The organism is Kribbella sp. NPDC043289 (assembly GCF_056436705.1).
In genome coordinates this window covers 128655-140727 of the sequence record NZ_JBWKCB010000006.1, presented here as the reverse complement: position 1 = coordinate 140727, position 12073 = coordinate 128655, and the positions used below count along the sequence as shown (strand labels likewise).

Annotated in this window: 12 protein-coding genes; 5 read left to right on the top strand and 7 right to left on the bottom strand. The window is 69.0% G+C overall.

Going from position 1 to position 12073, the window contains the following annotated elements:
* Positions 1 to 53: 53 nt before the first annotated feature.
* Complete coding sequence (locus tag AC0662_RS31410; protein WP_452193562.1) at positions 54 to 704, bottom strand: hypothetical protein; 651 nt, start codon at positions 702 to 704, stop codon at positions 54 to 56.
* Positions 705 to 880: 176 nt separating this feature from the next.
* Here AC0662_RS31410 and AC0662_RS31405 point away from each other — a divergent pair, with 176 nt between their 5' ends.
* Complete coding sequence (locus AC0662_RS31405; protein ID WP_452193564.1) at positions 881 to 1627, top strand: D-Ala-D-Ala carboxypeptidase family metallohydrolase; 747 nt, start codon at positions 881 to 883, stop codon at positions 1625 to 1627.
* A gap of 9 nt (positions 1628 to 1636) precedes the next feature.
* Here AC0662_RS31405 and AC0662_RS31400 read toward each other — a convergent pair whose 3' ends face one another.
* The 4 genes from AC0662_RS31400 to AC0662_RS31385 are packed head-to-tail and all read right to left on the bottom strand — an operon-like array spanning position 1637 to position 5397.
* The gene (locus AC0662_RS31400) at positions 1637 to 1921 is read right to left on the bottom strand and encodes a hypothetical protein (RefSeq protein WP_452193565.1); all 285 of its coding nucleotides are present in this window, start codon (positions 1919 to 1921) and stop codon (positions 1637 to 1639) included.
* Entirely contained in the window at positions 1918 to 3165 is a 1248-nt protein-coding gene (locus AC0662_RS31395; protein WP_452193567.1) for a DUF445 domain-containing protein, read from the bottom strand. Before AC0662_RS31395 ends, AC0662_RS31400 begins: the two co-directional genes overlap by 4 nt.
* Before the next feature lie 35 nt (positions 3166 to 3200).
* The gene (locus AC0662_RS31390; protein WP_452193569.1) at positions 3201 to 4397 is read right to left on the bottom strand and encodes an MFS transporter; all 1197 of its coding nucleotides are present in this window, start codon (positions 4395 to 4397) and stop codon (positions 3201 to 3203) included.
* The gene (locus AC0662_RS31385) at positions 4387 to 5397 is read right to left on the bottom strand and encodes a hypothetical protein (protein WP_452193570.1); all 1011 of its coding nucleotides are present in this window, start codon (positions 5395 to 5397) and stop codon (positions 4387 to 4389) included. Before AC0662_RS31385 ends, AC0662_RS31390 begins: the two co-directional genes overlap by 11 nt.
* Before the next feature lie 163 nt (positions 5398 to 5560).
* On the opposite strand from AC0662_RS31385, the gene AC0662_RS31380 reads away from it, so the two are divergent.
* A complete protein-coding gene (locus AC0662_RS31380) occupies positions 5561 to 6712 on the top strand; it encodes a lactate 2-monooxygenase (protein WP_452193572.1) in 1152 nt (383 codons plus the stop codon).
* Between the two features lie 126 nt (positions 6713 to 6838).
* Entirely contained in the window at positions 6839 to 7483 is a 645-nt protein-coding gene (locus AC0662_RS31375; RefSeq protein ID WP_452193573.1) for an HAD family hydrolase, read from the top strand.
* On the opposite strand, the gene AC0662_RS31370 is transcribed toward AC0662_RS31375, so the two are convergent.
* Together AC0662_RS31370 and AC0662_RS31365 are read right to left on the bottom strand one after the other, a co-directional pair.
* On the bottom strand, positions 7480 to 8559 hold the full coding sequence (locus tag AC0662_RS31370; RefSeq protein ID WP_452193575.1) for a 2-oxoacid:ferredoxin oxidoreductase subunit beta: 1080 nt from the start codon (positions 8557 to 8559) through the stop codon (positions 7480 to 7482). The genes AC0662_RS31375 and AC0662_RS31370 overlap by 4 nt on opposite strands.
* On the bottom strand, positions 8556 to 10535 hold the full coding sequence (locus AC0662_RS31365; RefSeq protein WP_452193576.1) for a 2-oxoacid:acceptor oxidoreductase subunit alpha: 1980 nt from the start codon (positions 10533 to 10535) through the stop codon (positions 8556 to 8558). Before AC0662_RS31365 ends, AC0662_RS31370 begins: the two co-directional genes overlap by 4 nt.
* A 279-nt stretch (positions 10536 to 10814) precedes the next feature.
* Between AC0662_RS31365 and AC0662_RS31360 the strand changes: the two genes are divergently transcribed.
* The gene (locus AC0662_RS31360; protein WP_478305167.1) at positions 10815 to 11624 is read left to right on the top strand and encodes a hypothetical protein; all 810 of its coding nucleotides are present in this window, start codon (positions 10815 to 10817) and stop codon (positions 11622 to 11624) included.
* A gap of 10 nt (positions 11625 to 11634) precedes the next feature.
* On the top strand, positions 11635 to 11991 hold the full coding sequence (locus AC0662_RS31355; protein ID WP_387770854.1) for an NADH-quinone oxidoreductase subunit A: 357 nt from the start codon (positions 11635 to 11637) through the stop codon (positions 11989 to 11991).
* The last annotated feature ends 82 nt before the right edge of the window (positions 11992 to 12073 follow it).

Below are 12073 nucleotides of genomic sequence, written 5' to 3'. Positions count from 1 at the left end.
TCATGCCGTCAGCCCTCATGCCGTCAGCCCTCATGCCGTCAGCCCTCATGCCGTCAGCCCTTGGCGGCGGCGTCGAGGGCGGCTTCGAGCCAGGCGGGCCCGTCGTGTGCGGGATCGCGGTCGGCGAACTGCTCGGTGAGCTCGGCGCCGAGGCTCTCGTCGGTCGCCCAGCCCTGGCCGATGAACGACCGGGCCAGCCGGCCGAGGTCGGACAGGTCGAAGCCCTGGCCGTCGGCGAGGTCGGCCAGCGTCCGCGCCGGACCGGTGACCGGCATGCCCTCGACGACGTTGCACTCCGCTTCGGGGACCGAGCGCGGATGCACCGTGACCCCGCTGGGCAGGGTGTTCCGGGCCCGGCCGGAGAACTCGATCCCGGTGGGGGCCGCCGTGCCGGCGCCGTACAGCAGGGCTGCGGACTGGTGGGAGACCACCAGGGTGGTCAGGGACCGTTCCCACGCGGGCGTGGGTTCGGCGAGCAGCCAGGTCGCGTAGAGGGCCGGGTGCGGGTGGCTCGCGCCGGCGCGGACCCGGATCACGCCGTCGATGACCGGCTCGACGACGTCGGCTTCCTCCCACTGCGCGAGGATCTGCTCGGTCACCTCCCCGCGGAGTTGGGCGATGGCCACGAGTCCGTGCTGGCCCTCGGCCAGCGTGCAGACCCGCACGAACGCGTCCAGCATGTTCGGGCGCGCGAAGCCCTTCATCGTCATCCCCGCAGCCGTGGTCGGTGGCAGTTCCGATCAACATCATGCAGGTCCGCGGGATCGTGAAGATGAACAGCGGGTTGTCGGAAAGTTTCGCCGAGTACTGGCCAAGCGGCGGAATATCCCGGAATGCTGGGCCGGGACAGGTTCCCTTCACCGCCCCGGAGGTTGTTCCGATGTCCATCACTCGACCGTTTCCGCGGCTGCTCGCCGTACTGCTGTTGTTCTCCGCAACCCTGACCGCTTCGCAGGTCGTCGCCACGACGGTGGCGCATGCGGACGGTTGCTACACGTGGGGCCGCACGCTCAGCCAGGGCGCGAGCGGCGAGGACGTCCGGCAACTCCAGATCCGCGTCGCCGGGTACCCCGGGTACGGCGCTCATCTCGCGACCGACGGCGCGTTCGGGCCGGCGACCAAGGCCGCGGTGCAGCGGTTCCAGTCGGCGTACGGACTGGCGGCGGACGGGATCGCCGGGCAGGCCACGTTCAGCAAGATCTACGCCCTGCAGGACGACGACTGCACCCCGATCCACTTCACGTACGCCGAGTTGGACGACGGCTGCGGCGGTTCCGGGTACGACGGTGGTCCGTTGTCAGCGGCCGCGACCAAGGCGAACGCGCTGCAGACGATGTGGCAGCTGGAGGCGCTGCGCCACGCGCTCGGTGACCAGCCGCTCAGTATTTCCAGCGGTTTCCGCAGCATTCCGTGTAACCGCGCGGTCGGTGGCGCCAGCAACAGCGAGCACCTCTACGGCCGCTCGGCCGACCTCACCGGCGTGCACTCGTTCTGCACGATGGCCAAGGAAGCCCGCAACCACGGCTTCGGCGGCATCTTCGGGCCCGGGTACCCGGACCACAACGACCACACCCACGTGGACATCCGCACCTCCAACACGTGGAGCGCCCCGAACTGCGGCGTCTAGCCCAAGGTCTTAGCCCAGCGGACGATCCGCGAAGTCGGTCAGCGGCGGTAGCCCAAGCGCTACCGCCGCGGCCAACTGCTCCCACCCGGCGCGGCCGAACGGCTCGGCCCCGGTCCGGAACGCGTGTTCCAACATTTCCGCCGCGTCCACAGCCGCCGCACGCTCGTCCTCGGTGACGAGCGAGTGCGCGGGTGTGTAGAACCAGGTGCCGAAGGCATCCGTGTCCATCAGGTACGACGGCCACAGGCCGCAGCCTGCCGGGCGTTTCCGTTTCCGGATGTACGTCGGAGTCACAGGAGCTGGCTCAAGGTGTGGATCGCGAGACCGACGAGGGCGCCGACGACGGTGCCGTTGATGCGGATGAACTGGAGGTCGCGGCCGACGTGCAGCTCGATCCGGGCAGCGGCCTCGTGGCCGTCCCAGCGTTCGATCGTGTCGGAAATGACGGAAACGATCTCGGTTCCGTACGTGCGCACGACGTACCCGACGGCCTCGGCGGCGCGGGCGTCGACCTTGTCGCGCAGCGCCTCGTCGTCCTGGAGACGGTGGCCGAGATCGTGCAGGAACTTGATGCCGCGGACCCGCAGCGTGCTGGTCGGGTCGTTGATCGAGTCGATGAGCGCCGTCCGCATCGCGTCCCAGACCGCGGTCAGGCTGTTGCCCATGTCCGGATGCGTGAGCATCCGCGCCTTCCACGCCTCGAACCGTTCCATCGTTTCCGGGTCGTGCTGCAGATCGTCCGCGAGCTGCGCCAGCAGCCGGTCAACCGCTTTCCGCGCCGGGTGCGACTGGTTGTCCCGTACCTCGCCCAGCCAGGTCAGCGCCTCGCGGTGGATCCGGTCGATCACCAACCGGTCCACCCACTGCGGTGACCAGCGCGGCGCCCGCGGTCCGACCACGTCCGCGAGCAGTTCGCGGTTGTTCGCCAGCCAGTCGTACGCCTCCACCATCAGCAGGTCGAACAACGCGTGATGGGCGCCGTCCTCGACCACCGACTGGACGAAGTGTCCGGCGATCGGGCTCAACGGTTCCTTCACGAACCGCGGCAGCAACGACCCGCGCACGAACGCCGCCACGTCCTCGTCGCCGAGCCGCGGCAACGCCGCCCCGACGGTGCGCGCGCCCTCCGCGACGATCCGCTCGGCATGGTTGCCGTCGGCAAGCCACTCACCGACCCGGCGGCTGACCTGCGCGGTGTGCATCTTCTCCGCGACCACGTCCTCGGACAGGAAATTCTCGGTGACGAACTGCTCGAGACTTTCCGCCAGACTGTCTTTCCGGGTCGGAACGATCGCGGTGTGCGGAATCGGCAGTCCGAGCGGGTGCCGGAACAGCGCGGTGACCGCGAACCAGTCCGCCAGCGCACCCACCATTGCTGCCTCGGCCGCCGCGTTCAGGTACGCCCAGCCGCCCTCCCGGTGCAGCGTCGCCACGTAGATCACGGCGGCGAGCACCAGGAGGCCCAGTGCCACCGACCGCATCCGCCGCAGCCCACGCCGCCGTACCAGATCGGCCGCGCCCAACGTCAAGGTCGCCATACCCCGATCTAACCAAGTCGGCGGTGATCACACCCTCAGGCAAGCACCTGAGTCGACCCCCGGCGTTCCATCAGACCGGAAATCGCCGCCAGGACCAGACCGGCCACGGCGAGCCCGGCGCCGAGGCGGCTCGGCCACTCGTAGCCGTACCCCGCGGCCAGGACGACGCCGCCGAGCCAGGCTCCGAGCGCGTTGGCGATGTTGAGTGTGGAGTGGTTCAGCGACGCGGCCAGCGACTGGCCCTCGTGCGCGACGTCCATCAGGCGGGTCTGCAGCGCCGGTACGAGGATGCTCGCGGAGCAGCCCATCGCGAACACCGCGATCAGCGCGCCGGTCCGCGTCTGCGCGAGCCAGCCGAACGTCCCGAGGACGACGGCCACCGCGACGAGTCCGCCGTACACGCTTCCCATCAATGCACGGTCGGCGAGCCGGCCGCCGAGAACGGTTCCGACCGTCATGCCCACGCCGTACACGGCGAGCACGATCGTGACGGCGGATTCCGAGAAACCGGCCAGTTCAGTCATCGTCGGGGTGATGTAGGAGTAGGTCGCGAACATGCCGCCGAAGCCGACCATCCCGACCAGCAGGGCCATCCACACCTGCGGCCGGGCCAGCGCGCTCAGCTCGCTCCGGACGTTCACGTCGTTGCCGACTGGCTGCGGCGGCACCCAGAACCAGACCGCGACCAGCGTGAGCAGGCCGAGGACGGCGACCGCGAGGAACGGGATCTGCCATCCGAGCCGTTGCCCGAGCAGCGTCGTCAGCGGTACGCCGATGATGTTCGCGACCGGCAGCCCGACCATCGTCATCGACACCGCCCACGCCCGCCGGCCGGTCGGCACCATCGAGGCACCGACGACCGCGCCGATCCCGAAGAACGCGCCGTGCGGCACGCCGGACAGAAACCGCGCGGCCATCAGGAACTCGTAACTGGAGGCCATCGCCGACAGCACGTTTCCGACCACGAACACGGCCATCAGCCCGAGCAGCAACCGTTTCCGTCCGGTCCGCGCGCCGAGCGCCGCGATCACCGGAGCGCCGACCACGACACCCAGCGCGTACGCCGAGATGACGTGACCGGCCGTCGGGATCGAGATCCGGACGCCGTCCGCGATCTGCGGCAGCAGCCCCATCGTGACGAACTCGGTCGTCCCGATCGCGAAACCACCGGTCGCCAGTGCGAACAACGCCAGGTTGACGTGCCGCGCGCTCACGGTCGTGTCAGGAGTCACCGAACTTTTCACACCTGATTGTCGCAGAGATCAGGACGGCCACCGCGACGAGGGCGAACACCGCGTTCCCGATCAGATCGACGGTCCGGGAGGTGTCGAAGACCGGTGATTCCGGGAAGGCGTGCCACGCGTAGGTGAGCAGCGCGCCACCCGCGGCCGCGAGTGAGTGCAGCCGGGTCCAGCCGGTCCGCCGGGACCAGGTCACGAAGACGAGGACCGCGAGGATCTGGAGTGCCAGCATGACGACGGCGTCGAGCCAGCCGTTCTTGATCTGGTCGTTGACGACCATCCAGGCCGAGCTCAGCACCAGCGCGGTCACACCGACGATCCACGCCGACGGAACATTTCCAGCCGGCGCGTTTCCGGCCGTCCGCAGAGATTTCCGGCCGACCCGGACGGCCAGCGCCACAAGGACGACGATCGCGACCCCGACGCCGATGTTCTGGCCGGCGGACGCGCGGAACGGGTCCTGCCCGTAGCCGAACGCGGTCGTCGCGATGACGCCGACGACGAAGAGTGCGCCGTACACACTGAGGCCGATCTTGCCGAGCCAGGGTTCGCGGGGGCGGCGGGACAGCGACTCCATCAGCACGATCGGGACGGTGATGCTCCAGACCGTGTGCAGGCTGAGGACGAGCAGGGTCCACGGGGCGCCCATGCCGAGGGCCGAGAGGTGGCCGGGATCGAGCAGTCGCAGGTGCGCGTAGTTCGGGTTGAACAGGGACTGGGTGGTGATGCCTTCCTCGATCACGCCGTACGCGAGGGCGAGGATCAGCACGCTGGGGTAGCCCCAGCCCTGCCGGCGGACGATCTCGCGGATCAGGACCGCGCCACCGCCGTACAGCGGGGCCAGGGTCAGGAGCGCGAAGAGCGCGTTGATCGGGATGTTCCCGAGCAGGAACTCGCCGACCAGTGGGGACAGGAAGAACAGGCCGAGGGCGGGCAGGCTCCGCCGCACGCCGTACTGCGTGGGGGCGGTCGCCACGTTCGTGTTCGTCATGCCCATCACTCTGGCCGCGAACGGACGCTCGTACGGATGCGATCCGTCCGGTTCCCGCGCTGACGGACGTCGGGCCCGCACGCTGACGGACGTCGGGCCCGCACGCTGACGGACGTCGGGCCCGCACGCTGACGGATGTCATGGCTTGCCGTTAGCATCCGGCATGGCCAACTTCGGGGACTACCAGTTGCAGATCTACCTGCAGGGCATGCTGCAGGGGACGACACCGGAGATCACCACCGACCTGGCGCGGCTGGAGTCGCAGGCGGCCGGCAAGCTGCCGGTCGAGGCGATGGGGTACATCGTGCCGAGCGCCGGCGGCGGCGCGACCGCGCGCGCCAACCAGGCGGCGTTCGACCGCTGGCGCCTCGTGCCGCGGATGCTGCGTGGCAGCACCGACCGGGACCTGTCCTGCACCATCCTCGGTACGGCGATGCCCGCCCCGGTCCTGGTCGCACCGATCGGTGTCCAGACCCTCGCGCACCCGGACGGCGAGTTGGCCACCGCCCGCGCCGCGAGCACCCTCGGCCTGACCTACACGCACTCGACCCAGGCGAGCCACGCGATCGAGCAGATCGAGGCCACCAGCAAGTGGTTCCAGCTGTACTACCCGACCGACAAGGACGTCTGCCTGAGCTTCCTGCAGCGCGCCAAAGCCGCCGGGTACGCCGTCCTCGTCGTCACCCTCGACACGGGAACGATCGGCTGGCGACCGGCCGACCTGGACCGCGGGTTCCTCCCGTTCCTGAAGGGCGAAGGGCTCGCGAACTACTTCAGCGACCCGGCGTTCCAGGCGAAGCTCGCGAAGCCGATCGCCGAGGACCCGGGCGCCGCGGTCATGCACTGGGCGCAGATGTTCCCGAACGTCGGCCTGTCGTGGGACGACCTCTCGTTCCTGCGCGACAACTGGGACGGCCCGATCGTGCTCAAGGGCATCACGCACGTCGAGGACGCCAAGCTCGCCGCCGAGCACGGCGTGGACGGCCTCGTGGTCTCGAACCACGGCGGCCGTCAGGTCGACGGTGCCGTCGCCGCGCTGGACGCGCTCCCGGCGATCTCCGACGCGGTCGGTGAACAGCTGACGGTCCTGTTCGACTCCGGCGTACGCACGGGATCCGACGCAGCCAAGGCGCTGTCGCTCGGCGCGAAGGCGGTCCTGCTCGGCCGCCCGCTGCTCTACGGCCTCGCACTCGCCGGCCAGGCAGGTGTCGAGCACGTACTGCGCTGCTTTCTCGCCGAACTCGACCTGACGCTGGCGCTGTCGGGGTACGCCAACCACCGCGAACTCAATCGCGACTCGGTGGTGCGGAGCTGATCGCTGTACCGAAGCACGGGTAGTGGTGGGCATGCCAGCTGCGTCGGCAGGCGGACTGCGGCTGTCCGCGGTGGCAATGGACAGACCACTACCCGTTGTTCGGTACGCCGGGAGAGGATGGCGCCCATGAAGGCCATTGTTTTCGACCTCGACAACACGTTGTTCGACCACAGCGGCGCCGCGGAGCTCGGGCTCCGGAGTTGGCTCACGGACCTCGGGGTCCTGCCGACGGAGGCGTTGGTCGCCGAGTGGTTTGTGATCGAGGAGGACTGCTTCGGCCGGTTCCTGGCGGGGGAGCTCACGCACCAGGGGCAGCGCAGGTGCCGGCTCCAGGCGTTCCTCCCGCTACTCGGGCGCGAGGTTCCGGAGACCGACGCCGAGCTGGACGAGATCTTCGAGGGCTATCTGAAGAACTACCTGAACAACTGGATCGCCTACCCGGACGCCCGGCCGGCGCTCGAAGTTGCGAAGGGCAACGGCTGGCGGATCGGAATCCTCACCAACGGCAGCACCAGGCAGCAGAACCTGAAGCTCCAGGCGATCGGACTGGCCGATCTCGTCGACGCCGTGTGCTGCTCGGAGGAGTTGGGCGCGAGCAAGCCGGACCCGTCGGTCTACCTGCGCACCTGCGAAGCGCTCGGAGCCCAGCCGGCCGAGACCCTGATGATCGGCGACAACCTCGAACTGGACGTCATCGCAGCCCAAGCAGCCGGCCTGACCGCGCGTCATCTCGACCGCGCGGCCGGCCAAACCCTTTTGGACCTGCTCTAGTCGATCGTCCAGGTGTCGGCGCCGGTGACCAGGGACTGCAGGTCGCCGGTGCCCTGGGCCTCTTGCGCCGTGGTGATCTGCTGGCGCACCAGGTCGTCATACGCCGGGCGCTCGACCGACCGGAAGACGCCGACCGGAGCCCGGTGCAGGACGCCGCCGTCGGTGAGCCGGGAGAGCGCGAACGCGTACGCCGGGTCCTCGGTGTGGGCGTCGTGGACCACGAGGTCCGCCTCGCCACCCGGCAGGTCCGCGATCTCGCGCACGGCGAGCGACGCGAAACCGTCCCGGACGACGCCGAGGCGGCCGTCCGTGCCGAAACGGATCGGCTCGCCGTGGACGAGCGGGATGATCGCGTCGTCCCGGGTCTCCGGGTCCTTGAACGCCTCGAACGCGTTGTCGTTGAAGATCGGGCAGTTCTGGTAGATCTCCACGAACGCCGTACCGCGGTGTTCGGCCGCGGCCCGCAGTACCGAGGTCAGGTGCTTGCGGTCGGAGTCGACCGTCCGGGCCACGAACGTCGCCTCCGCGCCGAGCGCCAGCGAGACCGGGTTGAACGGGTTGTCCACCGAGCCCATCGGCGTCGACTTCGTCACCTTGCCCGGCTCCGACGTCGGCGAGTACTGACCCTTGGTGAGGCCGTAGATCCGGTTGTTGAACAGCAGGATCTTCAGGTTCACGTTCCGCCGCAGCGTGTGGATCAGGTGGTTGCCGCCGATCGACAGCGCGTCGCCGTCACCGGTGATCACCCAGACGCTCAGGTCCGGCCGCGCGGTCGCCAGACCGGTCGCGATCGCCGGCGCGCGGCCGTGGATCGAGTGCATGCCGTACGTCGACAGGTAGTACGGGAAGCGGGACGAGCAGCCGATGCCGGAGACGATCGCCACGTTCTCGCGCTTGATCCCCAGGTCGGGCAGGAACCCCTGGAAGGCCGCGAGTACCGCGTAGTCACCGCAGCCGGGGCACCAGCGGACCTCCTGGTCCGACACGTACTCCTTGCGGTTCTGCGGCTCGGTCGCGGCCGGGACGCCCTGCAGACCGTTGGGCAGGCTCGGCATGCCGAGCTCCACGGTGCTCATCGTGCTCCCTCCTTCAGGTGGCCGTTCTGGTCGGCCAGTGCCTCGCCGTGCTTCAGGGCGGCCGCGGCCGTCCCGAGGTGGCGGGCGTCGTCGTCGATGCCGGCTGTCTCCTCGACCAGGTTGCCGATCACCTCGGCGAGCTCCGCGGCGCCCAGCGGCATCCCGCGGACCTGCGCGTAGGAGACGACGTCGACCAGGTACTTCGAGCGCAGCAGCATCGCCAGCTGGCCCAGGTTCATCTCGGGGACCAGGACCTTGTCGTAGCTGCGAAGCACGTCCCCGAGGTTCGACGGGAACGGGTTCAGGTGCCGCAGGTGCGCCTGCGCGACCTTGCCGCCGACCTTGCGGACCCGGCGGACACCGGCCCCGATCGGGCCGTACGTCGAGCCCCACCCGAGCACCAGCACCTTCGCCGTACCGTCCGGGTCGTCGACCTCGACCGGCGGGATCGACCGGGCGACCGCGTCCACCTTGGCCTGGCGGGTGCGGATCATCAGGTCGTGGTTGGCCGGGTCGTAGGAGATGTTGCCGGTTTTGTCCTCCTTCTCCAGGCCACCGATCCGGTGGTCCAGGCCCGCCGTACCGGGGATCGCCCAGGCGCGGGCGAGGGTCTCCGGGTCACGCAGGTACGGGAGGTACTTCGCGGCGCCGTTGTCGTCGGTCGCGTTCGGCTCGACGGTGAAGTTCGGCTCGATCGTCGGCAGTTCGTCGACGACCGGGATCTGCCACGGCTCGGACCCGTTCGCCAGGTAGCCGTCGGACAGCACGATCACCGGCGTGCGGTAGGTGATGGCGATCCGCGCCGCCTCGATCGCGATCGCGAAGCAGTCCGCGGGGGACTGGGCGGCGAGCACCGGCAGCGGCGCCTCACCGTTGCGCCCGAACATCACCTGCAGCAGGTCGGCCTGCTCGGTCTTGGTCGGCATACCTGTCGACGGACCGGCGCGCTGGATGTCGCAGACCACCAGCGGCAGCTCGAGCATCACGCCGAGGCCGATGGTCTCGGACTTCAGGCTGATGCCCGGGCCGGACGACGTGGTGACCCCGAGCGCACCGCCGAACGACGCACCGAGCGCGGCGCCGACACCGGCGATCTCGTCCTCGGCCTGGATCGTGGTGACGTTGAACCGCTTGAGCTTGGACAGCTCGTGCAGTACGTCGGACGCCGGGGTGATCGGGTACGCGCCGAGGACCAGCGGCAGGCCGGCCCGCTGGGCGCCCGCGACCAGGCCGTAGGCCAGCGCGAGGTTGCCCGAGATGTTCCGGTACGTACCGCTGGCCATGCTGGCCGGCTTCACCTCGTAGCGGACCGAGAACTCCTCGGCGGTCTCGCCGAAGTTGTAGCCCGCCCGGAAGGCCGCGATGTTCGCGTCCCGGATGTCCGGCTTGCTCGCGAACTTGGTCTCCAGGAACGTGATCGTCGAGTCGACCGGCCGCTGGAACAGCCAGGACACCAGACCGAGGGCGTACATGTTCTTCGCCCGGGACGCGTCCTTGCGGCTGAGTCCGAACTCCTTGACCGACTCCACCGTCATGCCGGTCAGGTTCAGCGGTACGACGTGGTACGCGTCCAGCTCGCCGGTCTCCAGCGGGTTCGCGTCGTACCCGATCCGCTTCAGGTTCCGCGCGGTGAAGTCGGCGGTGTCGACGATCAGGGTCCGGCCGCGCGGCACGTCCTTGAGGTTCGCCTTCAGCGCCGCCGGGTTCATCGCGATCAGCACGTCGGGCGCGTCACCCGGCGTGAGGATGTCGTGATCGGCGAAGTGGAGCTGGAAGGACGACACCCCGGGCAGGGTCCCGGCAGGTGCCCGGATCTCTGCGGGGAAGTTGGGTAACGTCGACAGGTCGTTGCCGAACGATGCCGTTTCCGCTGTGAACCTGTCCCCCGTGAGTTGCATCCCGTCGCCGGAGTCGCCGGCGAAGCGGATCACCACGCGGTCGAGCTGCTTGACCTCGATGGTCACTGTTCTGTTCATCTCCAAGTCGAAGCTTGGGTCGTCCCTGCCGCGTCGTGGGCAACAGGTCGATCCCCCCGTCAGGGTGATAACCCCAATATTAGTTCGCCCTTAGAACGGAACCATGCGGAAGCCCCGGTGGTCCACAGCCTGGGACGGGGTGTTAGAAGCCGATCTGTTCCGGTAAGGGCGAAACCTCCCAGTGTCACACTGCGCAAGCGCTCGCTTGCGATCAGCAGGGAGAACCGGCAGGGTGTCGTCATCAAGCTGTGACACTCGGGGTCCTCAGGGAGTTGTTTCATGCGCCGTGTGCGTTTACTGGTCGGTCTGCTGACGTTGACGATGGTGGGGTGCGCGGCCCCGGCGGCGCCGGCGAACAGCGCCCTCAGTCTCGGCAGTACGGCGGCCGCCGCGCCGGCGTCGGTGACGACTCCCACCCGGACCGCGACGATCGCGAGCATCCGGACGACCGACGCGACCAAGGGTGTGATCACGGTGGTCGGGACGCTGTCGCCGGCGCCCGCGGCCGGGAGCCGGATCCCGCTGCACCAGTGGATCCCGTCGCAGAAGCGCTGGCAGGAGATCGCGCACGGGTACTCGACGGGCAGCAGCGTGACGATCACCACGGTCCAGCCCGGGTCGGTCCGGACGTACCGGATCGCGGTCGCGGCGCAGGCGCCGTACACCGCGGGGATCTCGCCGATGATCAGCTTCAAGCACTACGTGTGGCGCGGGATCTTCAAGAAGGGACTGCTCGCGAGCGGTGGCGTGGGGCAGCCGCAGTTCACCGTCGTACCGCCGAATGAAGGGCCGCGGCGGGCCGAGGCCGACCTGCTGGCGAACCAGGGTGGGTACGTCTGGGGCGACGTCGACTCGACCGGCTGCCGCTACTCGCGGAACTGGCTGGGCAACCTGACGGATGGCACGGTGCGGGTCTCGCTGCACAACGGGACGACGGCGCTGACGTCGGTCCGGATGAAGCAGGAGACCGAGACCTGGCTGAACCAGGACATCACCGGCGTGACGCGGCTCCGGCTCCAGGTCGCCGACATCCAGTCCGGCTACGGCCCGTACGTCTCGATCAACTCTTTGCTGCTCTGCACCAATTAGACTGCTGCCCGTGTCGGACAGCTATGGCGTCGTCGCCGCGGTGGTCGCGCTCGGCCTCGTGGGGCTGATCGGCGCGTTCGCGCTGAACAAGGCGCTGACGGTCACGTATCCGACCGAGGGCAAGCTCAAGACCTACGAGTCCGGCGTCGACCCGGTCGGCGAGGGCTGGGCGCAGGTCCACATCCGGTACTACCTGTTCGCGTACCTGTACGTGATCTTCGCGGTCGACGCGATCTACCTCTTCCCGTGGGCCACGATCTTCGCGACGCTCGGCTTCGCGACCCTGATCGAGATGTTCGTCTTCCTCGCCTTCGTCGCGGTAGGCCTCCTCTACGCCTACCGCAAGGGCGTCCTCCGCTGGACCTGAGTCGCTGAAAGCCCTTTGAAAGTCCGGTTTCCTACGGTCGTGGGCGACGGGGGCGGTTCGACGCTCCCGCAGTCCACACTCA